The 24,002-nt window shown below is 66.3% G+C and carries 24 protein-coding genes and 1 pseudogene; 21 read left to right on the top strand and 4 right to left on the bottom strand.

The window, feature by feature from the left end; all coding sequences use genetic code 11:
* Positions 1-62 precede the first annotated feature (62 nt).
* Together ACX12D_RS24430 and ACX12D_RS24425 are read left to right on the top strand one after the other, a co-directional pair.
* Entirely contained in the window at positions 63-347 is a 285-nt protein-coding gene (locus ACX12D_RS24430; RefSeq protein WP_459376037.1) for a hypothetical protein, read from the top strand.
* 124 nt (positions 348-471) lie between these two features.
* Positions 472-843, top strand: a complete 372-nt coding sequence (locus tag ACX12D_RS24425) for a mechanosensitive ion channel protein MscS (RefSeq protein WP_318234859.1) — start codon at positions 472-474, stop codon at positions 841-843.
* A gap of 24 nt (positions 844-867) precedes the next feature.
* Here ACX12D_RS24425 and ACX12D_RS24420 read toward each other — a convergent pair whose 3' ends face one another.
* Entirely contained in the window at positions 868-1,062 is a 195-nt protein-coding gene (locus ACX12D_RS24420; RefSeq protein WP_459376036.1) for a hypothetical protein, read from the bottom strand.
* A 429-nt stretch (positions 1,063-1,491) separates the two neighbouring features.
* Here ACX12D_RS24420 and ACX12D_RS24415 point away from each other — a divergent pair, with 429 nt between their 5' ends.
* From ACX12D_RS24415 to ACX12D_RS24385, 7 genes and pseudogenes are all read left to right on the top strand, one after another.
* A complete protein-coding gene (locus tag ACX12D_RS24415; RefSeq protein ID WP_459376035.1) occupies positions 1,492-4,170 on the top strand; it encodes a type VI secretion system Vgr family protein in 2,679 nt (892 codons plus the stop codon).
* Between the two features lie 50 nt (positions 4,171-4,220).
* The gene (locus ACX12D_RS24410; RefSeq protein ID WP_459376034.1) at positions 4,221-5,480 is read left to right on the top strand and encodes a VRR-NUC domain-containing protein; all 1,260 of its coding nucleotides are present in this window, start codon (positions 4,221-4,223) and stop codon (positions 5,478-5,480) included.
* Between the two features lie 15 nt (positions 5,481-5,495).
* A complete protein-coding gene (locus ACX12D_RS24405; protein ID WP_459376033.1) occupies positions 5,496-7,031 on the top strand; it encodes a type VI immunity family protein in 1,536 nt (511 codons plus the stop codon).
* Between the two features lies 1 nt (position 7,032).
* A complete protein-coding gene (locus ACX12D_RS24400; RefSeq protein WP_459376032.1) occupies positions 7,033-7,317 on the top strand; it encodes a PAAR domain-containing protein in 285 nt (94 codons plus the stop codon).
* Between the two features lie 493 nt (positions 7,318-7,810).
* Positions 7,811-7,999: pseudogene (locus ACX12D_RS24395) on the top strand (acyclic terpene utilization AtuA family protein); the annotation flags it as partial.
* Positions 8,000-8,047: 48 nt separating this feature from the next.
* Positions 8,048-8,395, top strand: a complete 348-nt coding sequence (locus ACX12D_RS24390; RefSeq protein WP_459376031.1) for an AtuA-related protein — start codon at positions 8,048-8,050, stop codon at positions 8,393-8,395.
* A gap of 81 nt (positions 8,396-8,476) precedes the next feature.
* Positions 8,477-9,451: a bifunctional helix-turn-helix transcriptional regulator/GNAT family N-acetyltransferase gene (locus tag ACX12D_RS24385; RefSeq protein WP_459376030.1), complete on the top strand. Its 975-nt coding sequence runs from the start codon at positions 8,477-8,479 to the stop codon at positions 9,449-9,451.
* A 58-nt stretch (positions 9,452-9,509) separates the two neighbouring features.
* Here the strand turns inward: ACX12D_RS24385 and ACX12D_RS24380 are convergent, their stop codons facing one another.
* Positions 9,510-10,229, bottom strand: coding sequence for a flagellar brake protein (locus ACX12D_RS24380; RefSeq protein ID WP_459376029.1), 720 nt, complete (start codon positions 10,227-10,229; stop codon positions 9,510-9,512).
* Between the two features lie 448 nt (positions 10,230-10,677).
* Between ACX12D_RS24380 and ACX12D_RS24375 the strand changes: the two genes are divergently transcribed.
* Together ACX12D_RS24375 and ACX12D_RS24370 are read left to right on the top strand one after the other, a co-directional pair.
* Complete coding sequence (locus ACX12D_RS24375) at positions 10,678-11,286, top strand: flagellar brake protein (protein WP_459376028.1); 609 nt, start codon at positions 10,678-10,680, stop codon at positions 11,284-11,286.
* Positions 11,287-11,309: 23 nt separating this feature from the next.
* Complete coding sequence (locus tag ACX12D_RS24370; protein ID WP_174423614.1) at positions 11,310-11,825, top strand: hypothetical protein; 516 nt, start codon at positions 11,310-11,312, stop codon at positions 11,823-11,825.
* Positions 11,826-11,869: 44 nt separating this feature from the next.
* On the opposite strand, the gene ACX12D_RS24365 is transcribed toward ACX12D_RS24370, so the two are convergent.
* The gene (locus ACX12D_RS24365) at positions 11,870-12,649 is read right to left on the bottom strand and encodes an IclR family transcriptional regulator (RefSeq protein WP_441638782.1); all 780 of its coding nucleotides are present in this window, start codon (positions 12,647-12,649) and stop codon (positions 11,870-11,872) included.
* Positions 12,650-12,975: 326 nt separating this feature from the next.
* Between ACX12D_RS24365 and ACX12D_RS24360 the strand changes: the two genes are divergently transcribed.
* The 4 genes from ACX12D_RS24360 to ACX12D_RS24345 all read left to right on the top strand — a co-directional run bounded on the left by ACX12D_RS24360 (position 12,976) and on the right by ACX12D_RS24345 (position 15,974).
* Positions 12,976-14,082, top strand: coding sequence for an S-(hydroxymethyl)glutathione dehydrogenase/class III alcohol dehydrogenase (locus ACX12D_RS24360; protein ID WP_459376027.1), 1,107 nt, complete (start codon positions 12,976-12,978; stop codon positions 14,080-14,082).
* Between the two features lie 8 nt (positions 14,083-14,090).
* Complete coding sequence (gene fghA, locus ACX12D_RS24355; protein WP_459376026.1) at positions 14,091-14,942, top strand: S-formylglutathione hydrolase; 852 nt, start codon at positions 14,091-14,093, stop codon at positions 14,940-14,942.
* A 102-nt stretch (positions 14,943-15,044) separates the two neighbouring features.
* Entirely contained in the window at positions 15,045-15,413 is a 369-nt protein-coding gene (locus ACX12D_RS24350; RefSeq protein WP_459376025.1) for a VOC family protein, read from the top strand.
* 153 nt (positions 15,414-15,566) lie between these two features.
* A complete protein-coding gene (locus tag ACX12D_RS24345; RefSeq protein WP_459376024.1) occupies positions 15,567-15,974 on the top strand; it encodes a hypothetical protein in 408 nt (135 codons plus the stop codon).
* Between the two features lie 8 nt (positions 15,975-15,982).
* Here the strand turns inward: ACX12D_RS24345 and ACX12D_RS24340 are convergent, their stop codons facing one another.
* Positions 15,983-16,981 carry a GlxA family transcriptional regulator gene (locus ACX12D_RS24340; protein WP_459376023.1) on the bottom strand — a complete coding sequence of 333 codons (999 nt, stop codon included), beginning with the start codon at positions 16,979-16,981 and terminating at the stop codon, positions 15,983-15,985.
* A gap of 209 nt (positions 16,982-17,190) precedes the next feature.
* Between ACX12D_RS24340 and ACX12D_RS24335 the strand changes: the two genes are divergently transcribed.
* From ACX12D_RS24335 to ACX12D_RS24310, 6 genes are read left to right on the top strand one after another with little or no spacing between them, the layout of a single operon-like run.
* The gene (locus ACX12D_RS24335; protein WP_459376022.1) at positions 17,191-18,255 is read left to right on the top strand and encodes an ABC transporter substrate-binding protein; all 1,065 of its coding nucleotides are present in this window, start codon (positions 17,191-17,193) and stop codon (positions 18,253-18,255) included.
* Entirely contained in the window at positions 18,236-19,270 is a 1,035-nt protein-coding gene (locus ACX12D_RS24330) for an ABC transporter permease (RefSeq protein WP_441638769.1), read from the top strand. The genes ACX12D_RS24335 and ACX12D_RS24330 overlap by 20 nt, the downstream gene beginning before the upstream one ends.
* Positions 19,264-20,094: an ABC transporter ATP-binding protein gene (locus ACX12D_RS24325; RefSeq protein WP_459376021.1), complete on the top strand. Its 831-nt coding sequence runs from the start codon at positions 19,264-19,266 to the stop codon at positions 20,092-20,094. Before ACX12D_RS24330 ends, ACX12D_RS24325 begins: the two co-directional genes overlap by 7 nt.
* 3 nt (positions 20,095-20,097) lie before the next feature.
* Positions 20,098-21,042, top strand: coding sequence for a substrate-binding periplasmic protein (locus ACX12D_RS24320; protein ID WP_459376020.1), 945 nt, complete (start codon positions 20,098-20,100; stop codon positions 21,040-21,042).
* Positions 21,043-21,098: 56 nt separating this feature from the next.
* A complete protein-coding gene (locus ACX12D_RS24315) occupies positions 21,099-22,418 on the top strand; it encodes an acyl-CoA dehydrogenase family protein (protein WP_459376019.1) in 1,320 nt (439 codons plus the stop codon).
* 7 nt (positions 22,419-22,425) lie between these two features.
* Positions 22,426-23,919, top strand: a complete 1,494-nt coding sequence (locus tag ACX12D_RS24310) for an FAD/NAD(P)-binding protein (protein WP_459376018.1) — start codon at positions 22,426-22,428, stop codon at positions 23,917-23,919.
* Positions 23,920-24,002 lie beyond the last annotated feature (83 nt).

The raw sequence follows: 24,002 nt of genomic DNA, 5'->3' as shown, positions 1-24,002 counted from the left end.
ATCCACCGTCACGGTGCGGATAATTGTGACTGTTGTGACGGATTATTATTTGAGGAGCATCGATGAAACCCGGAATTCCAAGCCTCAAGGCAGCCGCGCTGGCCGCCGCCCTTGCCCTGGGCGGCATCGCCCACGCCCAGCTTGCACCGCCCCAGCCGCAGCAGCCACAGGGCGAGCGGGCCACGGCAACGCCCATGCCGGCCCAGCCTGCGCGCCACAAGAAGCATAAGCACAAGCACCATCACAAGAAGGCGCCGGCGCAGGCCGCCCCGGGCGCCGACACTGCGCCGCCGCCTCCTCCTCCAGCCCCGCAATCGCCCCCGCCGCCGCCGCGCCCCGCCCCCTGATCGGCGCGCTCACGGTGATATCGGCGTTACATCTGCTAACCGCGCCAAACTATTCCGCAGACGCCTGACCCCTAAGATGACGTCATGGCCAGCCGCCCTCGCTGGCCGTCTCAAGGAGTCAGCCATGCGCAACACCCATCGTGCCACCCGCGTCATCGGCGCGGGCCTCATCGCCGCCGCGCTGCTGGCCGCAGGACCTGCCTCGGCACGCGACCGCTACCACGATGGCGGCTACCATGGCGGTGGCGGTTCCGCCGGCGCGGTAGCGCTGGCCATCGGCGCCTTGGTCGGGCTGGCAGTCGTCGGTACCGCCGTGGCCAGCCAGCCGGTCGTTGTCGCCGCGCCGCCCCAGCCGGCATATGGCCCGCCGCCGGGATACTGCTACCGGGATTACGATCGCGCGTACGTGCCATGCGCGCCGCAGCCGGCGCCCTATTACTATCAGCAGGCGCCGCAGCCGCAATACCAGGGGTACCAGGGATATCAAGGGTACTGAGCGCGGCTACCGCCAAGCACCGCCCTAGTCCCCCATCGTTACCATCTGCCGGATCGCCTGCCCGGTGCGTTGCCGGCCGAAGCCATCATTGATGTCTTCGCGCCCGAGCGTGCCGGTCAGCAAACGGCCCGCAGGCAGCTTGCCGCGATCTACGCGCGAGACGCCCGCCGCCAGTGCGGCCGGCGCCATCGGCAGCTCGCGCGGCACCACCGGGACCACAGGGCCCCTTGCCGATCCAACCAAGACGATTCGCTATGAAGCATGTTCCCCGCTTGCGTCGCTCGGATGCGCCAACACTGGGCCACACACGCATGCCACCGCTGGCAGCGGCAAAATGTGCCGCATGATGACTGAGATTTTTCTGGAAATCCTTGCATTTCTATAAATATTGCAATATTTGACACTTCTAACGCACTTTTAGTGGATATCATCGCCTTCGCTCCGCAGAAGCTGCTTTACGCGTATCACGGGTGCCCTGCGGCAATCCTCATCTCAGGAGGCCACCCGCATGGGTATGCCCCGCTTTTGAAGCGTGACTGATATTTACGGGTGACCCTCCGGGGTAGCCTGACGGGTCCCCGCGAACTGCATGTCGTCATTGTGCGCGCAGGTTTCGCGGCCAACTCATCGTTGCCACGGAGTACCTGCATGCCTGCGCGTGACCTGCTGTCTGGCTATTTTTCTCATCGCACAGTCCGGCTGATCAGCGCCTCGCTTCCCAGTCTGCCAGCCGGTGAACCGCTCCTATCCTTCGTCGCGATCGCCGGCACGGAAACCCTTGGGGCTGACTACGCCTATGACATTACCGCGCGAAGCCCAGACGATCCCCAGGCCCGCCTCATGGCGCAGAACCTGGATTTGCAGGCCATCGTTGGTACGGAGATGGGTGTATGCATCGAGCTGGATGGCATCGGCACAGGCATGGCTGGCGGTATTGGGGCCGGCCAGCGATACCTAAGCGGTGTCGTCACGCGGGCCCGTCTGCTGGACACCGACGACCGTCGCGTGAGCTTCCAGTTTCGCATCGAGCCCTGGCTGGTCCTCGCCAAACGCACCAGCGACCACCGCCGCTTTCACGGCAAGACCGCGCCACAGATCATCAAGGAAGTCTTGTCCGACTACCTGTTTCCGCTGGATGACCGGCTATCCGAGAACTACCCCATTCGTGACTACCAGAGCCAAGCCGGGGCCACCGACTATGACCTTGTCGTTCGCCTCATGCAGGAATGGGGAATCACGCACTTCTGGGAGCACGGCGATGACCGGCACCGCATGGTGATCGTTGATGGCATGGGTGCATATAAACAGAACGCCAGTGAAGCCTATCGGACGCTACGCCTATTCCCGCCCGGCGTGCGCGTCGATGAGGAACATCTGACCCGCTTCGCTGCCAGTGAGTCCTTGCGCCCTGGCGAATGGGTCACGAAGGATTACGATTTCACGCGCCCAAAGGCCGACCTGACCACCGGATACGCCGCACCGGGCGATACGGCGCACGCCAATTTCCAGCTCTATGAATGGCCGGGCGATTACCTCAACACGAGCGAGGATGATGGTGGCATGCGTGCCCGCGTCCGCATGCAGGCCGAGCGCTGCCTCGGGGGGCGACGGTTCGGGCAGGGCTTCCTGCGCGGCGTGACGACCGGCACCACCTTCAACCTTGCCAACCATCCCCGCGCCGCGCTGAATGCCGAATATCTCGTCATCCGGACCAAGACCGAGATTCGGGAAGTGGGAGAGGAATCGGGCGCGCGGCAGGCGTGGCATTGCTCGGTCGAGTTCGAGGCGCAACCCTCCACCGAGATGTTCCGGCCCCAGCGAACTATCGAAAAGCCGCGCGCCAAAGGGCCGGTGTCTGCCGTTGTAGTGGGGCCGAAATCCGCAGCAGAAATCTGGACGGACCAGTTCGGGCGCGTCAAGGTGCAATTTGCGTGGGACCGGGTCGGCAGGTTCGACGCGGATAGCTCACCTTGGATGCGGGTCAACTATGCTCACGCCGGCAACGGCTTTGGCTTCATCAGCGTGCCGCGCATCGGTGAAGAAGTGATGGTCATGTTCTATAACGACGATCCGGATTGTCCGGTGATCGTCGGGCGTGGCTATAACGCCCTGAACATGACGCCCTGGAATCTGCCCGACCAGTCGGCGCTGACCGGCATGCGGTCCAAGGAAATTCTCGGGGCAAACCAGGGACACTTGCTGTTCGACAACACCTCCAAGGAAATCCAGACGCAACTCTCATCGGACTTCCTGCTGTCACAGATTAACCTCGGGCACGTCAGGGGTGTGCCAGACCAAAGCGGACGCAAAGCCAAGCGCGGCGAAGGGCTCGAAGCCCGCACGGACGGACATGCAGCGGTGCGTGCCGCGCTGGGCCTGCTGCTGACGACCTTTTCCCGTGCGCAGGCCGAAGGCGACATGATGAACGTGCGCGACGTGATCCAGCAGATGCAACAGGCCCTGGACGTGGCGAACACGATGGCCGACAGTGCAGATGCTGCACAGGCTCAGTCGGGCGAGCAAAAGCAAGTGAACTCCACCCTCAAGCAGCAGCTTTCGGAAATCGCGGGCGGCGGCGAGCTGAAGGAGTTCACCGAGCCGCATATGGTTGTGGCCAGCCCCGCGGGCGTGCTGTCCACGGCAGGCGCTTCCACCCATATTCACAGCGCCATCCATACGGCATTGACCACGGGAGAGCACCTCTCCATCGCCACCGGAAAAAGCTGGTTTGCGAGCGTAGCCGACACCCTGCGGATGATGGTTCACAAGGGCGGTATACGGCTGTTTGCGCGGCGCGGCAAGGTGGAAATCCAGGCGCAGGACGACGCCATCGAACTGGTTGCCAAAAAGATTGTGCAAATCATGTCTACCGATGACAGCGTGGAAGTGATTGCACGTAAGGCCATCCGTTTGCACGTGGAGGGAACAGAAATCCGCATCACCCCAGACGGGATCCAGAATACCACCACGGGCAAGTGGATCGTATTTGCCGCCGATAGCGAATGGGAAGGCCCGCAGCGTGCAGATGGCAAGCTGCCGACGCTACCCGTGACGGGCAAGCACCTGGAGTACATGGTGCTACGTGACGCGGCCAATGGCAAACCGTTGGCGGGACATCCCTACCAGATCACGACCCCAGACGGCGCCACCGTGGCCGGCCAGAGTGATGCCGCAGGGAAGACCAGCATCATGCGCACCGACGATCCGCAACCCGTCCAGGCCCTGCCACTGGCGGACCCCAAGCGGCTGCAAATCATCCCCGGCGCTTATTGGGATGAGTCTTCGACCAACCGACTCGATTTCGTGAAGTCCAACGCCACCCACTGAACCTTATGGCTCAACCACCCAAACGGACAACTGGCCGCGCTCAACCTGGCATGCGCACGACGACGAAACCAGAGGCGACCGGCGTGGTCATGCCGGTGACTGACCCTGTCGACCTCTGGTACTTGTGTGAGAAGTGCAACTATGCAACCAAGAACCCGCTGTACGACAAGAACGGCAAGCCGATGTATCAGCGGCAGACGACGCGCTTGGTACGCAAGGACGCGAAGAATTTCGGTTTCGAATTCCCTTATCAGGGAGAGGTCGGTTTCGACATGACGCAGAGCCCGCCAGCGGCCATCATGAGTAAGGGTGAGACCTTTCGGCCATCGATGTTTCCGCTGTCCAAGTACAGCGAGATTCGCCGGTCCTATCTGGCGTATTCGGGCATTGAGGCACCCACGGAATTTCGGGTTGAGGACGCCTTGGTCAGCAAGGATGAGCTGGAAGACACGCTAGACCCGAGAGTCCGCAATGGCAAACCGGTGGCGACGGGAAAGAAGGTCAATGGACTGTTACGTATCCCGGACGTGTTGCGCGTGCAGGATTTCAGCAAATATGGTGCGGCCAAGTATCGGCAGGACAACCTGGAATTCGTTATCGAGATCAAGTTTCCCAATGATCGATTCTCGGATGAGCAAGTGGACGACTATCGAAAAATTGCTGGCAACGCACATATGACCAGATTGCGCCTGCTGGAAACGCGCGTGTGTTCGATGCGGCGACGCAAGGAGCGTGACTGGATTCGCGCCAGCAAGAAAGAGCCGGTCTATAAGCCGGCATCCAAAGCCATCGAGCAAGCCCAGCAGCGAAACAACAACATGCTGTTCTTCTCCGAATACCAGCTTCTGATCGGGGAAATCGACAGCGAACACGATCAGGTGCGGCGGGTCATGCAGCCTGCGCCGATCCCGCCCAACACTCCGGTCATGAAGCCGATATCGCAGCAAAGCATCGCCGAGCAAATGTATCGGGAGAAGCAACTCAGGGCGATGATGGAAGGGGCGCTCGCGGCACCGTTCTTTGTGGCGGCAATCTTCGTGGCTGGGGCCGGCACCTTCGGGGTGGCCGCTACGGGTGAGGTCATCGGGCTTGTCACGAGCGGGGAGACCGCAGCCGCTGCGGCGGGAGGCGCAGAAGCCCTCCAGACCGCCAGGATCATCCCCTTTGCCCGTGCCATTCGCCCGCTTGTACCGGGCAGTGCCGCTGCGGCGATGACCGAAAAGCTGGCGGCCCAGGTGGCCAGCCAGCGGTTCGCCCCTCGTGAGACGGAGTTGGACAAAAAGGTGTTGTACCTGTACTGGCCGGATTGATATCAGGAACCTGACATGGATTTTTTTGAGAAGTTCGAAGCGGCGCGCTGGACGTTCACCATCGGCGATGAGGACGAGCCGGATCAGAACGTGCTACAGGTGGGCCTGGTAGGGGTCTTCTTTATCGAAATGGGTAACTCGCTCTGGAATAAGCGGGATGGCATGCGCCGCATCATTGAACGTTATTGCGAGCTGTATGGCGATGGACTACGCTGGGGCATCATCGCCGACAGCAAGACCGATACGCCTTACGACTACAACGGCAGGAAAAAGGCTGCTGACTACCTGAAGCGTGCGGTCGCCGACCTCGACAACTCCCTGAATTTGAAGTGGATGTCCGGGCCGGGAAGCGCCTACGCCGATGACTATCTGATAAGCGCCTATTCCAGGGCGGCGTGGTATCAGAACGTTCACAAGGCCATGTCGTCCCTGTGCTTTTTTCTACCCGTCGAGCGATTGCAGAAAGGTAGCCGCGCGACGTTCGAGCAGTTCCTGACGGAAATTTGCGATGCGGTGCAGCCCCTGCATGGCTATGCCGGGCTGGGCGTACAGGCCTGCTACGAACAGGAAAATTATCAGCACATGGAATTCGAGTTGGCCCAGGAGTTCCTTGGACTGGATGCCGGGGCGCGCATGAGCTTCCTTCTCGCGGACGAATATCTGATGGCTGGGATCAAGACTATCAATTGGTACACGTTTCTTAACGACAAGTGGGTCATAGAAAAGCTGGGCGGGCCAGATGCGTTGCGGGCGCAGTTGGAAGATCCGCGCATTGTTTTCCTGCCCAACAAGCACGGGGTAGGCATTCGCGCGGGTGAGTGGCCCGAGCTGGGCTGGGTCAAGGATGATCCGTACCCCGAGCTGTATGTGAAGGTCAACGCGGCGCTTAGACCTGTGCGGGCGCCAGAAATCGGCGGCTTTGCCTTCGGGTCCATTGCGGGCGAGGTACGCTTTAGCCACGAGACCAGCAATCTGTGGATGCGCCGCTTTGATGCGCCCGGCATCTGGCCGCCCGCCTGGATGCAGCCGGGCAGCGACGCTCCCCTAGATTCACCCGTTCTCGGCTTGGCGCCATCGGCGCCCGGCACCCCAGAATCCGTCGAAGACGTCGCTCCCGAGCGCGTGCTGCCGGCCTACGTGGGCAAGCCCTGTCCGCGCTCGGGCTGGTGGATGGCCCGTGCCCTGTCCGGACGCAAGCAATACATCAACGCCGGCGAGCCCATGCCAGGGCCAGAGCGCAGCCCAGCGGGCAACCAGGTGATCTGGTACTGGGTGGGCGCGACCGAAAACAGCGGCGGGCCAGGTCAAGGCGTCGTGCTGAATGCATCGCAAGCGCCGATGCGCCTCTCGGCACGCTCGCGTGGCATCTGCCCCAAGACCGGCATTTGGTCGGCGGCGGAAAATTTGCCGGCAAGCATCCCCGCCGATGCGCCCGTGCGCAAGTCTGTCGCCGCAGTGCAAGTGAAGGCTGGCGACCGGATGCCATCCGTTGGCTTCGGTGATCTCGATATGGAAGCGGCGGTCGTGTGGACCTGGATCAGGGAATCTTGAGATGAGCGATAAGAAGGAATGGGTCACGGTCGGGGATGACACCGACCACGGAGGCAAAGTCTTGACCGGCTCATCACAGCACAAGATAAAGGGCCGGCCAATTGCCCGACTTGGCGACCAGTTGTCTTGCCCACTACTCTACCCAGATGGGCGGCCTCACGGCATCAATCGAATTGCGACTGCTTCCGGGCCAAAGATGGGCGGCATTCCCAGTGCACTCTCGGGCGACAAGGGCGAATGTGGTTGCAGCCTGATTGGTAGCGCTTCGGCGCGGTTCGGTAGATAACAATCTGTTGCATGAGCTCCCTGTAGCTGGTGACGATGGCAATGTGCTCGAAGTTCTAGATATCGATCGCGGTCGCGTCCTATTCTCGGTGGCACCAGAAAGCGGGGGGGCAGACCAGTACACGTTCGAAGTCGATGCCGAAGGCTACCTCCGGGGCGTCGATGTCGAGCATCGCAAGCTTGGTCGTTTTCGGTACTCTGCGGCCGGCGAGTTCCGAGACGCCTACGCACTTCAGGCGGCTCGCCTCGAAAAAGGGGACTACCCCACAAAGCTGATGGCTGCTCGCGATCTGCTGTCGACGCATGCAACAGTAGACAACGCCGAAAAGGCCCTAAGCACCGCCGACAGTGCCTTGGATGAAGGTGCGCACGAGCGGACGGATTGGGCTGCCGTTGCGCATCGCGTGCGAGGAGAAGCCTATGAAATTCTGGGGCAATTGCCAGAAGCGGTCTCCGCCTACGAGAAAGCCTTGTCTCTGAACGTGGTCAGACCCCTGGCCGCGCGCACCCTCACCCGCGCGGAAGCCGCCAAGGTCGGCCGCGAGATCGACAGCATGGCCGTGTGCGGCCTGGCCTCCACCGGCAAGCGCGTGCCGCACCAGGAGCGCACGCGCGAGATCATCGGCGTGTGGTCGGCCCTGGTGCCGCGCGCGCAGGTCAGTTCCAAGATCCATTTCCTTTGATCCGTTTGCATTGATCCGTTTCCTTTGATCCGCTGTGAGGCACATCCCATGAAAGTTCTGCTAAGGCGCGTGGCACATACGCGGTCCGGCGACAAGGGCGATATCTCGAACACCTCGGTGATCGCCTACGACGCCGCGTTCTACCCGTATCTCAAGGCGCAGCTCACCGCCCAAGCCTTCAAGAGCCTGTATGGCGGCGTGGTCGCCGGCAAGGTCGAGCGCTTCGAAGCCGATGGCTTGCAAGTGCTCAACTTCGTCGCGCATGGCGCACTGGGCGGCGGCGTGTCGCGCAGCCTGGCACTGGACAACTATGGCAAGGCGCTGGCCAGCGCGGTGCTGCGGTTCGAGGTGGAGGTGCCGCAGGCCCTGGCCCCGCTGTTGCGCGGACCGGCGTAGGCGGGCCTCTCCAGCTGGGTTCCTTGAAAAACTTGCGATCCGCAACTATTATGGTTGCGATGCGCAACCAATGGAGCCGCCATGGATATCGTCGAGCCCCTGCCCGAGCCGCGTGATGCCACGATCGCCGCGCTCAGGGTGTTTTCCAGAAAGCTGGTCCGCGAGCTCGGCTTCATGCGGACCACGCTGGCAGATAGCCAGCTTGCGCCCTCCGCGGTGCACGCCATCATCGAGATCGGGCTGGCGCCGGGGCTGCAGGCGCGCGATCTGGCCAGTATCCTGCGGCTCGACAAGTCCAATACAAGCCGGCAGCTCGCCAAGCTCGAATCGTTGGGTCTTGTCGTACGCACGGCCGCGACCGATGATGCGCGCTCGTCCCATCTGAACCTGACCGACGCCGGCAGGCACTTGCACCACCAGATCGATGGCTTTGCCACGGAACAGGTCTCCAGCGCATTGCGGCGGCTCACCCCGGCCGATCAGCAAGCGCTGGTCCGGTCCCTGTCGATCTATGCGGATGCGCTTGCTGCGGACAACGCCCAAAAGACCACCGGGGACGATGCCGGCGTGGGCAGCGGGATCCAGGAAGGTTACCGGCCGGGCTGCATCGGCGACATCGCCAGCCTGCATGCCCGCTTCTATTCGCAACTGGTGGGCTTCGGCAGCTTCTTCGAAAACAAGGTGGCCACCGAGCTGGCTGGCTTCGCGGCCAGCCTGCCATCGCCGGACAGGCAACTGTGGCTGTGGCTGGAAGGCGGCCGGTCGCTGGCCAGCATCGCCATCGATGGCGAGCCGGGCGGGCTTGCCCACCTGCGCTGGTTTATCGTCGACAACGCCTTGCGCGGCACTGGCGTCGGACGCCAGTTGCTGGAACGCGCGCTGGATTTCGCGGATGCACGCTACAGGCAAACCTACCTGTGGACGTTCAAGGGCCTCGACGCGGCGCGCCATCTCTATGAGTCCCACGGGTTTCAACTTGCGCAGGAGGCGCCAGGCGAGCAATGGGGGGCTGCCGTGACAGAGCAACGCTTTGTGCGCAATGCCGCCAAGGGATGAGTTGATGTTCAACCATGGCCGCAGCGAGGCTGAGCAGCCTGCTTGCCGGCTTACCTGCTTACTCGCGGCCGGCCAGCTCCAGCGCAAACACAACGCGCTGCAGCCACTTCGCGGCCTGGACATCCATCTGGCCAAAGCGGCAGCCAAAATGATGGTGCGCCTCGTCGCCGCGCCAAGCCTTTCGATGCCGCACCACCTGCAATGCCAGGCCCAACCCGCCCAGCTCGCCAAGGTCCAGATGGCATTCAGCGATCCAGGTCCCGACCGGCAAGCGCTGCGGGCCGACACTGCGGGAGCGCAAACCCACGCCGGACACCGACACGTCGGCCACTTCCATCTCCACGAGCTGGCCGTCGCTTAACAGGATCTGGCAACGGCACGGTTTCTCCGCCTGCGGGCGGACGCGGAAATGCCTGCGGCGCGGGACTTGATAGATCCCGGTCGGATAGGGGGCGAGAAACGCCGGTCCGCCGTCGAAACGGGTGACGGCGGCGGAGGCGATGCGGAACTGGAACGTGATGTCGCCCATCGATGCCGAAGCCGCCATGTCGCTGGCGTTCAGGATTGCCTCCAGCTCCACGCCATTGCGGCACCACGCAAGCACGCAGGTGCCTTTGGATGGGTCGATAAACAGAAAGCTCGAAGCCACCCGGCACTGCTGCGCAGGATGGAGATGGAGCCGGATGCGCTTGCGAACCAGATCCTGCAGGATCTCAAGTACCTGGTCCGGATCGCTGATCCGCTCGATATCGCCGTTTGCCGCCAATGGAAACGGCAAGGACGTGCCTATGGCTGCCGAGGCCATGGTGGTGGTGCCGGGTGACCCGGGAACATTGCGGCGCGCGCGCTACGATTCATCGCAACTCACTCATTCAAGGCATTAGATATTGCATACTGCATATTGGATCGGACAACGCTGCGCGCCTCCAGCTTCGAGGCTGCACTTCTGCTGCGCTTCCCCGCTTTGCATCATTCGTTTATTCGTTCATTCGTTTGCATGCCGACGCCTCTAACGGCATTGCGAGCACGTTCTTTAGGCATCCCCCCACGCTCTCGCCCAGACTAAAGATCTGCGGTTTCCTGCCGTTAGGCAACGTTTGGCAGCCATGCTTGCGGCCGCCTTTGCCTGTCAGCCACACCAATCCATGAACAGACTTGATCCCGCTTCGATAAACCCGCCGTCACCGGATGGATTCCAGCACGCGCTTGAGGATGAGATCCACGACATGCTGGATGTCCTGGCGACGCAAGAGCGCTACCTCGACTTGCGCTTGCTGGATGGGCGCACCCTGCGCTCGCGGGTATTGTTCGTGGATGTCGCAGCGCGCCAGTTCACGCTTGAGGGATGCGAGAGCGAATCCGACAACCAGGCGGTACTGGCCAGCGCGCAGAGCGAGCTTTCGACCGTGCTCGACGATGTATCGGTCACGCTTGCCCTGGGCGCGGCGAAGCGATGCGTGTTCGCCGGCGCTACTGCATTCGTCCTGCCACTCCCGGAGAAGCTGTCCCAGGTGCAGCGGCGGCGCGACTACCGGGCAGAGACGCTGGACTACAACTACACGTTCGAGGCCGGGTTGCCCGACGGCACCACGCTCATCCTGGACATTGCCGACTTATCGGCTTCCGGCGTGGGACTGCGCTCGCGCACGCCGGGGACCACCATGCTGGCCGCCGGGACGGTGCTCCCCAGAGGCATCCTCAGCTTCGGCACGCTGGCCAGGCTCGAGGTCAGCGTGCGCGTAGTGCGTTACCAACTGGTGAACACAGCCGATGATGTGGTACACCACTACGGCTGCGAATTCGTCGCGTTCGATCAGGCTGCCTTGCTAGCCTGAGCCCCCCTTTCTCGGAGCCATCCATGTCCCACCCGCATCGCGTCTTCGGCGCCCTGCTGCTTTCGATGTTCTCGCTGACGGCAACGGCACGCGACTCGCTGTGCACGAAGGACGAACAAGTTGCGTTCTCCTGTACCGTCAAGGGCAACAAGCTTGTGTCGCTCTGCGCCTCGCCGGACCTGTCCAAGACCAAGGGGTATGTGCAGTACCGCTTTGGCAAGAAGGGCGCCGTCGAACTGGCGTACCCGAAACTCACGGATGATCCGCGCAAGCACTTCCGCTGGGGTGTCACGGCATACTCCGGCGGCGGCACCGATTACTTCAGGTTCTCCAACGGCGGCTACGACTATGTGGTCTATGCCGGCAGCGGCAAGGGCTGGGAGAAGGAAGGGCTGGTCGTGGAGAAAGACCAGAAGCGCATCGCCAGCCTGCCTTGTCGTGATGGCGGGCTCGGCCCCGACAACTGGGCGGTGATGTATTCCGCAGGCTTGCCGGAACTGGACCAGGGCAAGCCGGCGGAACAGTTCGACATGCCTTGAGGCGCGGCTGGCTCAGAGACGCACCTCAGCGACGCACTATTGCACTATTCCCCTAGCGCGCGGCGCGCCCACGCACCCGTGATGCGCCGCGCCTCCTCCTTTAGCCGGCGCGCCATCTTCGCCTCGCGAGACAGGATCCGCTCGCTCAGTGCCGCCACGCTCAACGCGCCCAGCGGGCGGCCTTCGTAGTCAAGCAGCGGCACGGCGATGCCGCCCATCTTGTCGACCACCCAATCCAGGAACAAGGCATGGCCGCGCGCACGGGCGGCCTCGATCTGCTCGCCGATCACCTCGGCCGTGAGGCGCGGGTAACGCGCGCACTGCGCCTTGCCTAGCCGGGTCCGCGCGGTGCGCTCGGCTTCCGGCATCCAGGCGAGCACCGCCAGGCTGCCTGCGCCCACCCCGAGCGGGCGGCGTGTGCCGATCTCGACATAGTTGGCGCGGATCGGGAATGTGCCCAGCTCGATATCCGCCACCACCGATTCGCCCCGGCTGGCCAGGGTCAGCACGGCGGTATCCTCGAACTCCTCCACCAGCCGCTCCAGGCTCGGCCGCGCCAGCGCGCGCAGGTCGACCCGGCGCTGGGCCACGTCGGCCAGCTGAAAAATCTCCGGGCCGATGCCAAAGCGCCTGCTGGCATCGCGGGTGACAAAGCCTTCGGCCACCAGCAACTCCAGCAGGCGCGACGCGGTGGCCGGGTCCAGCCCGGTGGCACGCGCCACGTCGGACAAGCGGCGCACTTGCGGGTCGGACAGGGCACGCAGGATCCAGAGGGCGCGCTGCACCGGCGAGGCGCGGGAGGTGCGCTCGGCTTCGTGACTCATGTCCGGTCCTTGCGGGTGGCGGGCGAGGCGGACAGGCAATATGGCAAGGACATGGAACCTGGGCGGCGGCACGTGGGTGGAACCGGCATTTAAGCCGCAGCCGCCGGCCCGGTCAACCAAGCCGGCCAGCCAACCCACGTTTTTGGCCAAACAGGGGGCGCCCAGGGCCAAATCGGCCGCTTCGGGCGTCCGTGGCCAGCCGGATCGACGTATAGTCTCTGCTGACAAGAGACGCCGCGCCCGGGCTTGTACCGCGCGGCGCCGACTTACGTCCCCAGATATCGGGCGGGCGCCCTGGCTGCCAGCCACTACCAAGGAAAACCATCATGAAGACCAAAGCCGCCATCGCCTGGAAAGCCGGCGCCCCGCTGACCGTGGAAGAAGTGGACCTGGACGGCCCGCGCGCCGGCGAAGTGCTGGTGGAGATCAAGGCCACGGGTATTTGCCATACCGACTACTACACACTGTCCGGCGCCGACCCGGAGGGCATCTTCCCGGCCATCCTGGGCCACGAAGGCGCCGGCATCGTCACCGACGTGGGCCCGGGCGTGACCTCGCTCAAGCCGGGCGACCACGTGATCCCCCTCTACACGCCGGAATGCCGCCAGTGCAAGTTCTGCCTGTCGCGCAAGACCAACCTTTGCCAGGCCATTCGCTCGACCCAGGGCAAGGGCCTGATGCCCGACGGCACCTCGCGCTTTTCCATCGATGGCAAGCCGATCTTCCATTACATGGGCACCTCCACCTTTGCCAACCACATCGTGGTGCCGGAGATCGCGCTGGCCAAGATCCGCCCGGATGCGCCGTTCGACAAGGTTTGCTACATCGGCTGCGGCGTGACCACCGGCGTGGGCGCGGTGCTGTTTACCGCCAAGGTGGAAGCCGGCGCGAACGTGGTGGTGTTCGGCCTCGGCGGCATCGGCCTGAACGTGATCCAGGCGGCCAAGATGGTGGGCGCGGACAAGATCATCGGCGTGGACCTGAACCCGGGCCGCGAAGCCATGGCGCGCAAGTTCGGCATGACGCATTTCATCAACCCGAACGAAGTCGAGAATGTGGTGGACCATATCGTGCAGCTGACCGATGGCGGCGCCGACTACTCGTTCGAATGCATCGGCAACACCAGGGTCATGCGCCAGGCGCTGGAGTGCTGCCACAAGGGCTGGGGCAAGTCCATCATCATCGGCGTGGCCGAGGCCGGTGCGGAAATCTCCACCCGCCCGTTCCAGCTGGTGACCGGGCGCGAATGGAAGGGCTCGGCCTTCGGCGGCGCGCGCGGGCGCACCGATGTGCCCAAGATCGTCGACTGGTACATGGAGGGCAAGCTCAACATCGACGACCTGATCACCCACACCTTGCCGCTGGAGCGCATCAACGAAGGCTTCGACCTGATGAAGCGCGGCGAGTCGATCCGCTCGGTAGTGCTGTACTGAGGCCGGCCATGCTCGAGCTTCTCTCCGAGCACGGCTGCTTCGGCGGCGTGCAGCGCTTCTATCGCCACGCATCGGCCACCATCGGCCTGCCGATGCGGTTCTCGGTGTTCCTGCCCGCGCAGGCGCTGGTCCAGCCCGAACAGCGCCTGCCCGCGCTGTTCTACCTGGCCGGCCTGACCTGCACCGACGAAACCTTCATGATCAAGGCCGGCGCCCAGCGCTATGCCGCCGAGCACGGCCTGATCCTGGTGGCGCCGGATACCAGCCCGCGCGACACCGGCATTGCCGGCGAGGCCGAGTCGTGGGATTTCGGCGCGGGGGCGGGCTTTTACCTGGACGCCACGCAGGCGCCGTGGAGCCAGTACTGGCGCATGGAGAGCTACGTGACGCAGGAACTGTTCGACCTCGTCACCACGGTGCTGCCGGCCGATGCGCAGCGCGTTGGCATCTTCGGCCACTCGATGGGCGGGCACGGCGCGCTGGTGCTGGCGCAGCGTCACCCCGGGCGCTTCCGCTCGGTGTCGGCGTTTGCGCCAATCGCCGCGCCCACGCGTTGCCCCTGGGGCGAGAAAGCGTTCAGCCGCTACCTGGGCGAGGATCGCGCCAGCTGGGCGCAGTACGATGCCTCGGCGCTGATGGCGCGCCAGGCAAAGGCGCCCTTCCCCCGCGGCATCCTGGTCGACCAGGGCCTGGCCGACAAATTCCTCGCCGAGCAGTTGTATCCGGAGGTCTTCGAAGCCGCGTGCGCCGCCATTGGGCAGCCGCTGCTGCTGCGCCGGCACGAGGGCTACGACCACGGCTACTACTTCATCGCCACCTTGATGGAAAACCATATCCGGCATCACGCGGCGCAGCTCTGAACCGCGCCGCCGGCGTGGGGCATTGCCCTGCGTTCCGACTAACAGCCAGCCTCAGGCCAACCTCGGCCGCTCGCCTAGGCCTGGCCCCGAGGCACCGATACCATGAGCAACCTGTCCGCCATCGAACTCAAGGCCTTCGTGCCCGCCCGCGATTTCGCGCTCTCCAAGCAGTTCTACCAGGACCTGGGTTTCGTCATGCCGTGGAGCGACGACAGCCTGGCCTACCTGCATCACGGATCTTGCAGCTTCATGCTGCAGAATTTCTACGTGCGGGACCTGGCCGAGAACCTGATGATGCACCTGCTGGTGGAGGACGTCGGGGCCTGGTGGGACAAGGTCAACGCGCAGGACCTCGCCGGGCGCTACGGCGTGAGGCTGGTGCCGCCGCAGGATCAGCCGTGGAAGATGCGGGATTTCGTGCTGCTGGACCCATCCGGGGTGCTGTGGCGTATCGGGCAGAACCTGGAGTAGAACCGCTTTGCCTTGGGCAGGCGGCGCCGCTTGGTAATACGTTGAAACAAGCCGGTGGCCGCTGAAACGGAATCCGCCGGGCGCGGCGTTGCCCGCCGGCACGCCATGCTGCTAGCATCCCCCGGGAACGCGACCACCCCGAAGGACATCACGATGCTCCGCAGCGCCCGCACTTTCCGCCTGATTCCCGTGGCAGCCTCGTTACTGCTCTCCTGCGCCGCCTTTGCGCAAGGCTCGCCCGCCGGCGGCGACGAAGCCATGAACGCGATCCAGAGCAACTTCGCGCGCATGACGCCTTCGCCGCGCACGGTGGACAGCATCAACCAGGAGTTGCGGCAGAACCACGCCGCGCCGGCCGGGACCAGCGGGCGTGGCGGCGGCCGCGGCCGGGGTCGCCAGCGCTCGCAAGACAGCACGCAGAACGGCACCGGTGGCACGGGCGCCGATACGCCGGCGAGCCAGGATCCGGGCCTTCACGCCAACGCGCCCTCCGCGGCCACATCGCCGGCCACAATGCCCGCCACAATGCCCACCACATCGCCCGCCACAGGCAACCCGTAAGCGCCGCGCTATGGCTGCATGGCCCCAAACCGCTCGCGGTACTCGCGCGGCGTGATACCTAGCTGACGCAGGAACGCGCGCCGCAGCCCTTCATCCGACCCAAAGCCGGTGCGCGCCGCAATGGCCTTGAGCGGCAGCTCGCCCTGCTCCAGCAGCCGCCGCGCCCCTTCGATGCGCGCCGACTCGATGAACGCCATCGGGCTGGCACCCGCCTCCCGCGCAAACACGCGCCGGAAATTGCGCTCGCTCATCGCCACCCGCCCCGCCATTTCCTCCAGCGTGAAATCGTGCGCCAGGTTGGACAGGATCCAGTCCTGCACCCCGCGAATGCCGGCATGACTGGTCGCCTGGCTGGCCAAGTGAAGGCTGTACTGCGATTGCCCGCCCGGGCGCTTGAGGTAGACCACCAGCTCGCGCGCCAGGTATAGGGCCAGGTCCCGGCCGAGATCCTCTTCCACCACAGCCAGCGCCAGGTCGATGCCGGCGGTCACCCCGGCGGACGTCCACAGGTTGCCCTGGCGGATGAAGATGGCATCCGCATCCACCTCCACGGCCGGAAAGCGCTGGCGCAGCAGCGTGGCCACGCTCCAGTGCGTGGTGGCGCGGCGCCCGTCCAGCACGCCCGCCGCCGCCAGGAAGAAGGTGCCCGAACACAGCGCAATCAATCGTCCGATGCGTGGCGCCACCGCGCGTGCCCACGGCACGATGCCTTCGGCATCGCCCATGGCCCGCTCGATGTCGCGCGCGCCGACGATCACCGCGATATCCGGCAGCAGCACGGGATCGAGCCGCGCCGTGGCCTCCAGCGTCATCAGCGTGTCCGAGCGCACCGGGCCGGCCTCCAGCGCCACCACCCGCGTGGCATAGGCCGGTGGCTGCCCGAGCTGGGCCAGCCGCACATTGGCGTAGTCGAACACCGTCATCGGGCCGATCGCCTCCATGGCCTTGAAGCCGGGATACACCACGATATCCACCCGCCTTGGGGCGGTGACTGCCTGCGCTTGCATCGATCTGACCGGAGCGGAAAGCGGCGATCTTAACCCAGCGGACTGCCGGCCACCGCCTGCGTACAAGCATATGCGGCAGCCGCATTAGTCGCTGGGCGTGCAAGCTTGTGCCAACAAATTCGTTCTATTGCAGTGAACCTGTTCTTAGCATGGTGCATATCGTCCACATCCCACCACATCGGGCATACCGCTGCCTAACGAGGAGTGTCATGCATCAAGAGCCAGAGCAACCGTTGGCCAACCACCGTCCCGCGTCCGCGGACAACCCGCGCGGCACCGCCACCCTGAGCCGCCGCGGCTGGCTACAGGCAGCCGGCACGCTGGCCGTGGCCAGCGGCATCGCGCCCTTTGTCTGGACGTCCCGGGCCAGCGCCGCCGGGCAGCTCAAGCCGATCAAGCTGGCCTGGAACGCCAGCGGCGTGTGCCTGGCGCCGGTCGCCGCGGCGGTGAAGGAAGGCATCTTCCGCAACCATGGGCTGGAGGTGGAGCTGATCAACTTCGGCGGCTCCACCGACCAGTTGCTGGAAGCCATCGCCACCAAGAAGGCCGACGCGGGCGTGGGCATGGCGCTGCGCTGGCTCAAGCCGCTGGAGCAGGGTTTTGACGTGAAGCTGACCGCCGCCACCCACGGCGGCTGCATGCGGCTGCTCACCCTGCGCAATTCCGGCGTGACCGACCTGAAGAGCCTCAAGGGCAAGACGGTGGCGGTCAGCGACATGGCCAGCCCGGCCAAGAATTTCTTCTCCATCCTGCTGGCCAAGCGCGGCATTGACCCGGTGCGCGACGTGCAGTGGCGCCAGTACCCGGCGGACCTGCTCGGCATCGCGCTGGAAAAAGGCGAGGCCCAGGCCGCCGCCGACGGGGACCCGCGCACCTACCTGCTGCGCAAGGAACGCAGCCTGGTCGAGGTGGCCACCAACCTGTCGGATGAATACGCCAACCGCTCCTGCTGCGTGCTGGGGATCCGCGGCAGCCTGCTGCGCGAGGACAAGCCGGCCGCCGCCGCGCTCACGCACGCCGTGCTGCAGGCGCAGGACTGGACGGTAGCCCACCCGGAAGAAACCGCCCGGCATTTCGCCGAGTTCGCCAAGGTGCCGCAGGCCGATGTGGTGGCCATGCTCAAGAGCCACACCCACGGCCACCATCCGGTCGGCGCGGACCTGAAGAAGGAACTGGCGCAGTACACGGACGAGCTCAAGCTGGTGTCGGTCATCCGGCCGGGCACCGATTCCAACAAATTCGCGGAGCGCATCTATGCCAACGTTCTCGGCTGAAGGGCAACACGGCGCGCATGGCTTGCAGGATGCGCACGATGATTTCCTGGCCGTGCCCGCGCCCGCCGTGCCGCGCGTCTGGCTGGGTGGCGCGCTGGCCGCGGCGGCCTGGCTGAGCGTGGCGGCCATCGTCAAGTTCTGGCCCGAGCCGGAGGACTGGCCGCTGACCCATGAGACCGCCTCGCTGTTCGCGGGCATTGCCGCGGTGCTGCTGGTGCTGGCCTTCGTGCAGCACCGGCTGGGCGGCATTGGCGCCTCGTTGCGCCGCGCCGGGCCATGGCTGCTGGTGCTGGCGGTGCTGACCTTCATATGGGAAGTGGTGACCGCCAAGCTCGGGCTGTTGCCGCGCCCGTTCTTCGCGCCACCGCAGGCGCTTGTCGAAGTCTTTGTCGAGGACTATGCACGGCTGGCAGAGGCGGTGGCGCATTCGTTGCGCCTGCTGGCCACCGGCTACCTGCTGGGCGCGCTGGCGGGCTTCCTGACCGGCGTGTCCATCGGCTGGTCGACCCGCGCGGGCTACTGGGTCCATCCGGTGCTGCGCCTGCTGGGCCCGCTGCCGGCCACGGCCTGGCTGCCGATCGTGTTCTTCGCCTTTCCCAGCAGCGCCAGCGCCGCCACCTTCCTGGTGGCGCTGGCCACGTGGTTCCCGGTCACGGTGCTGACCTGGTCCGGCGTGGCGGCGGTCGACCCGGCGTACTACGACGTGGCGCGCACGCTCGGCGCCAAGGAGCGTTTCCTGGTGCTCAAGGTGGCGGTGCCCGCGGCGCTGCCCAGCGTGTTCGTTGGCTTGTTCATGGGCCTTGGCGCGTCGTTCTCGGTGCTGGTGGTGGCCGAGATGCTGGGCGTCAAGTCCGGGCTGGGCTGGTATCTGCAATGGGCCCAGGGCTGGGCCGCCTACGCCAGCATGTACGGCGCGCTGCTGGTCATGGCGATCATCTTCTCGGGGCTCATCACGCTGCTGTTCCGCTCGCGGGATCGCCTGCTGGCCTGGCAAAAAGGAGTGGTCAAATGGTAAGCGCCGTGCTCGACAAACCCGCCCAGGCCCAACCTGCGCAAGCCGCTACCGGCAGGGACAGCGCCAGCAACGGCGTGCGCCTGGCGATCGACCAGGTGAGTCACCATTTCACGCTGCGCGACCAGGTGTTGCCGGTGCTCAGCCGCGTCAGCCTGACGGCCGAGCCGGGCGAATTCGTGGCCCTGCTCGGACCCAGCGGCTGCGGCAAGTCCACCCTGCTGCGGCTCGTTGCCGGGCTGGAGCCGCCGCGGCGCGGCACGCTGGCAGTGGATGGCGTGCCAATCAGCGGGCCGGACCCCAGCCGGGTGGTGGTGTTCCAGGACCCGACGCTGTATCCGTGGCGCACCGTATGGGACAACGCCGCGCTGGGCCTGGAGGCGCGCGGCTTGCTCGGCAGCCAGCGCGAGCGCGTGGACGATGCGCTGGCGCGCGTCGGCCTGACCGAGTTCGCGCGAGCCTATCCGCGCCAGTTGTCCGGCGGCATGGCGCAGCGCGCCGCGCTGGCGCGCGCGCTGGTCAACGAGCCGCGCTTGCTGATCCTCGATGAACCGCTGGGCAAGCTCGATTCCCTCACACGCCTGAGCATGCAAGGTGAACTGGTTTCGCTGTGGCAGCGCTCGCGCTTTACCGCGCTGCTGGTCACTCACGACGTGGAAGAAGCGCTGCTGCTGGCAACCCGCGTGATCGTGTTCAGCGAACGCCCCGCCCGCATCACGGCGGAAATCAAGATCGATCGCGATTACCCGCGCCACCGCGACGATCCCGAGCTGATCCGGCTGCGCCGCGAGATCCTGGGCCTGCTGGGGCTGGGCCAGGGATGGTAAGCCATGCCCGATGAGCTCTGGCATCTGAACGGCACAGGGTGGCTGGGCCCGCATGCGGTGCAAGCGCGCGATCCAGCGCGCGCCCTGCCCCGCATACCGCCGGGAGCGCTGCGTGCTGCGCGGCGCGCGGCAGGCGCCATGGCGCTGGCCGCCAGCGCCATGGCCGTGCCGCTTTGGCTGTTCACGGGTGCACCCTGGCAAGCCCAACCGGCCGAGCCCGGCCCGCTGCTCCTGCAGGCCCGGGCGCGCGGCGAGCTGGTGGTGGGCGTGCACGCCTATCCGCGCCCCACGCCACCGGGCCGGCCCCTGGTCGCGGAGCCCGACCCGGGCGAGGCCGCGCTGGCCGCCGAGCTCGGCCGCGCGCTGGGCGTGCCGGTGAGGCTGCGTCATCTGCCTGTTGCGGGCTTCGGCAACAGCGCCAACGCGGACATCGACCTCGCCTTCGGCGCGCCGCAGGACGGCGGACAGCCGCGCGCGGCTGCCGTGCCGGCGCCGGCCACGCCGCGCGGCACCCTGCTGACGCTGCGCTACACGCCGGTCAGCCGGCTCGATGCCCTCAACGGCAAGACGGCCTGCGTGAGCGCGGGCAGCCCTTTTCAACCCGCGCTGGCGCGCGCCGGCGCCGCGCTGCGCAGCTATCCCTCGCCACTGCAGGCGTTGCTGGCGTTCCGCCGCGGCGAGTGCGCGGCGGTGGCGGAAGACGCCACGCTGGTCGCCCGGGTGATGCGCTTGCCCGAATGGCGTTTCTTTACCGCGGCGCCGCTGGTGCTCGACGGCGAGGGCGCGGCGCTGGCGCTGCGCCAGCCAGACGCGCAATCCGCGCGCTACCTGGCGCAATGGCTGGCGCGCTGGCAGCGCGACGGGCGCCTTGCGCGGCTGCGCGACGCGGCCGCCGGCGACGCCGCTTTCAACATGATGCTGGTGGAAAGCGGACTGATTTGCCACTAATCACCCACCACGCATAACCAAAGACAAAACAGCACAAGCACACGACAGGAGCAACCATGAGCTTGCAGTCCACCGGCACCACCAGCCGGCAGCGGATTTCCCAGTGGCATCGCGAGAGCGGCTTTGCCTCGGCCGAGCCTGCCGAGCCGGCCCCGCCGCCGCCCGGCGCGGCCCGCGCAACGCCCACGCTTCCCTCCGACGAAGCACTGCATGCGTTGTCCGAACGCTTTGCCGCGCGCGCCGCCGCCCATGACCGCGATGGCAGCTTCGCCTTCGAGAACATCGCCGAGCTCCACCAGCTTGGCCTGCTCGCCCTGACCGTGCCGCGCGTGCTTGGCGGTGCCGGGGCGGGACTTGCCGACGCCCGCCGCATCGTCCATCACGTTGCCGCCGGAGATCCGTCTACCGCGCTGGTGCTGGTGATGCAGATCCTTGGACACCGCAACCTGGCGCAAGACACGCAATGGCCGGCGCCCGTGCGGGAGCAGGTGCAGCGCAGCGCGGTGGAACAAGGTGCGCTGATCAACTCGCTGCGCGTGGAGCCCGAACTGGGGTCTCCCGCGCGCGGCGGCCTGCCGGCCACGGTGGCGCGCCGGCATGGCGAGGGCTGGCTGTTGTCCGGCCACAAGATCTACTCCACCGGCATCCCGGCCCTGAGCTGGCTGGCCGTGTGGGGGCGCACCGACGAGCCGGTCCCGCGCACCGGCGTGTTCCTGGTGCCGCGCGACGCGCCCGGCATCACCGTGGTGCCCACCTGGGATCACCTCGGCATGCGCGCCACCGGCAGCCACGACGTGGTCTTCGACAACACGCCGCTGCCCGCCGCCTACGCGGTCGACCTGCGCCTGCCCGCCGCCTGGGGCGAGCGCTACGACCCGGCCTGGGCCGTGTGGACGTCGACCCTGCTCGGCACGCTCTACGACGCCGTGGCGCGCAGCGCCCGCGACTGGTTCGTGGCATGGCTCAACCTGCGTGCCCCCGGCAGCCTGGGCGCGCCGCTGGCCACCTTGCCGCGCTTCCAGGAAGCGGTGGGCCGCATCGACGGCTGGCTGCTGGCCAACCGCGTCCTGCTGGAGCGCTTCAGCGCGGATGCCGATGCCGGCGCACCGGCCAGCGCGAGCGACAGCAACCTGCTCAAGCTCAACGTGACCGATAACGCCATCGCCGCCGTGGAGCTCGCGCTCAGGCACGCCGGCAACCCCGCCCTGTCGCGCGGCAACCCGCTTGAGCGCCACTACCGCAACGTGCTCTGCAGCCGCATCCACACACCGCAGAACGACGCGATCCTGGCCGGCGCCGGCGCGCAGGCCCTGCGCGCGGCGGCCGACATCGCAACCCATGCCGCGGCAGCCACGCCGTCCGGCAGCCAAGCCTGAGGCCATCATGACCCGACCCGACTCCCAGCCGCGCCGCATCGCCATCGTCGGCGGCGGCATGGCCGGCACCCTGACCGCCATCCGCCTGCTGCGGGACAGCAACGCCCCGCTTGCCATCCACCTGTTCGAGCCACGCGCCGAGCCGGGGCGCGGCCTGGCCTACAGCACGCAGGACCCGGCCCACTACCTGAACGGGCCCGCGCTGAACTTCAGCCTTTATCCCGAAGCGCTGGAGGACTTCTCGCAATGGCTGGTGCGCCACGGGCATGCCAGCGCCGCCGACGCCGACAATGCCTTCGCTGCGCGCAGCGTCTATGGCGACTACCTGCGAGACACCCTGGCGCGCGCCCTGGCCGGCGCCGCCGGACGCGCCACGCTGGAGCACGTGCGCACGGAAATCACCGACGTGACCATCGGCGTGCCGCACCGCGTGCGCGGCGCCGACGGCCGCGCATGGGACGCCGACCACATCGTGCTGGCCACCGGCGTGCAGCAGGCACGGCCAGCGCTGGCACAAGACGACACGCTGGAGGCCGTCGGCCGCTACCTCCCGGATCCCTGGCAACCCGATGCACTCGCCCGGCTCGCCAGCGCGCGCGACATCGCCTTGATCGGCACCAGCCTGACCATGCTCGACGTGGTTGCCACGCTGGAACGGCACGGCTTCACCGGCACCTACCACGCGTTCTCGCGGCGCGCGCTGGTGCCCTGGCTACGCCACAACGCCGGCCCCTGCGACGACTTCCTCGCCGCCGCCGGGCCCGAAGCGCTGGCCGCGCCCACCGCCCGCGGCGTGGTCCGCTGGGTGCGCCAGCAGCGCGACAAGCTGGGCGCCCGGGGCCTCGACTGGCAGAGCGTGCCGCCCGCGCTGCGCACCTACATCGGCCCGCTGTGGGCAGCCGCCAGCGTGCCGGAGCGCCAGCGCTTCCTGCGTCATGTGCGCCCCTTCTGGGACAACCTGCTGCATCGCGCGGCACCGCCCACGCACGCGGTCTTCGAGGCGGTGCGTGCGCAGGGCCGCCTGCATGTGCACGCCGCCCGCGTCACCGCCCTCGAAGCCGTGGCCAACAAGCATGACGTGAACGACGCCACCGGTTGGCAACGCGGCCCCACGGGCAAAGCGGAGAAACACGTCCGCGTAGCGCTGCACCTCTCCCGCGAACTGCAAGCCCCGGCCACGGTGGACGCCGCCATCAACTGCACCGGCGCGGAATACGGCTGGCACGCCGGCAACACCCGGCCGCTGGTGCGCAGCCTGCTGGCGCGCGGCCTGGTCCGGCCAGCGGCAGCCGGATCCGGCCTGGACGGCGATGCGCACGGCCGCGTATTCGATCGCGGCGGCCGCCTCGTGCCGGGCCTCAGCGCACTGGGCGCGCCGCTGCGCGGGGCGCTGTGGGAGTCCGGCACCATCATCGACGTGCGCAACCAGGCCGCAGCGCTGGCGGCACGGCTGGTGGAGGAACTCGGACTAACGGCCGAAATCGAGGCGCAGGCAGCTTAGCTGCCTGGCATCCGGCCAAAGGGAACGCGCAGCCTGAAACCGGCAACGCTTGCCAAGCGCACGCGCCGTTGGCATATAATCTG

The sequence above is a fragment of the Cupriavidus sp. PET2-C1 genome (genome assembly GCF_054515855.1).
Note: the sequence above shows the minus strand (reverse complement) of the source record. Positions and strands in the feature narration are given on the sequence as shown.

Bases quoted from the DNA above. Each gene is read 5' to 3' on its own strand.
- ACX12D_RS24430 (WP_459376037.1), top strand. From the start codon at position 63: ATGAAACCCGGAATTCCAAGCCTCAAGGCAGCCGCGCTGGCCGCCGCC.
- ACX12D_RS24425 (WP_318234859.1), top strand. From the start codon at position 472: ATGCGCAACACCCATCGTGCCACCCGCGTCATCGGCGCGGGCCTCATC.
- ACX12D_RS24415 (WP_459376035.1), top strand. From the start codon at position 1,492: ATGCCTGCGCGTGACCTGCTGTCTGGCTATTTTTCTCATCGCACAGTC.
- ACX12D_RS24410 (WP_459376034.1), top strand. From the start codon at position 4,221: ATGCGCACGACGACGAAACCAGAGGCGACCGGCGTGGTCATGCCGGTG.
- ACX12D_RS24405 (WP_459376033.1), top strand. From the start codon at position 5,496: ATGGATTTTTTTGAGAAGTTCGAAGCGGCGCGCTGGACGTTCACCATC.
- ACX12D_RS24400 (WP_459376032.1), top strand. From the start codon at position 7,033: ATGAGCGATAAGAAGGAATGGGTCACGGTCGGGGATGACACCGACCAC.
- ACX12D_RS24390 (WP_459376031.1), top strand. From the start codon at position 8,048: ATGAAAGTTCTGCTAAGGCGCGTGGCACATACGCGGTCCGGCGACAAG.
- ACX12D_RS24385 (WP_459376030.1), top strand. From the start codon at position 8,477: ATGGATATCGTCGAGCCCCTGCCCGAGCCGCGTGATGCCACGATCGCC.
- ACX12D_RS24375 (WP_459376028.1), top strand. From the start codon at position 10,678: ATGCTGGATGTCCTGGCGACGCAAGAGCGCTACCTCGACTTGCGCTTG.
- ACX12D_RS24370 (WP_174423614.1), top strand. From the start codon at position 11,310: ATGTCCCACCCGCATCGCGTCTTCGGCGCCCTGCTGCTTTCGATGTTC.
- ACX12D_RS24365 (WP_441638782.1), bottom strand. From the start codon at position 12,649: ATGAGTCACGAAGCCGAGCGCACCTCCCGCGCCTCGCCGGTGCAGCGC.
- ACX12D_RS24360 (WP_459376027.1), top strand. From the start codon at position 12,976: ATGAAGACCAAAGCCGCCATCGCCTGGAAAGCCGGCGCCCCGCTGACC.
- fghA (WP_459376026.1), top strand. From the start codon at position 14,091: ATGCTCGAGCTTCTCTCCGAGCACGGCTGCTTCGGCGGCGTGCAGCGC.
- ACX12D_RS24350 (WP_459376025.1), top strand. From the start codon at position 15,045: ATGAGCAACCTGTCCGCCATCGAACTCAAGGCCTTCGTGCCCGCCCGC.
- ACX12D_RS24345 (WP_459376024.1), top strand. From the start codon at position 15,567: ATGCTCCGCAGCGCCCGCACTTTCCGCCTGATTCCCGTGGCAGCCTCG.
- ACX12D_RS24340 (WP_459376023.1), bottom strand. From the start codon at position 16,981: ATGCAAGCGCAGGCAGTCACCGCCCCAAGGCGGGTGGATATCGTGGTG.
- ACX12D_RS24335 (WP_459376022.1), top strand. From the start codon at position 17,191: ATGCATCAAGAGCCAGAGCAACCGTTGGCCAACCACCGTCCCGCGTCC.
- ACX12D_RS24330 (WP_441638769.1), top strand. From the start codon at position 18,236: ATGCCAACGTTCTCGGCTGAAGGGCAACACGGCGCGCATGGCTTGCAG.
- ACX12D_RS24325 (WP_459376021.1), top strand. From the start codon at position 19,264: ATGGTAAGCGCCGTGCTCGACAAACCCGCCCAGGCCCAACCTGCGCAA.
- ACX12D_RS24320 (WP_459376020.1), top strand. From the start codon at position 20,098: ATGCCCGATGAGCTCTGGCATCTGAACGGCACAGGGTGGCTGGGCCCG.
- ACX12D_RS24315 (WP_459376019.1), top strand. From the start codon at position 21,099: ATGAGCTTGCAGTCCACCGGCACCACCAGCCGGCAGCGGATTTCCCAG.
- ACX12D_RS24310 (WP_459376018.1), top strand. From the start codon at position 22,426: ATGACCCGACCCGACTCCCAGCCGCGCCGCATCGCCATCGTCGGCGGC.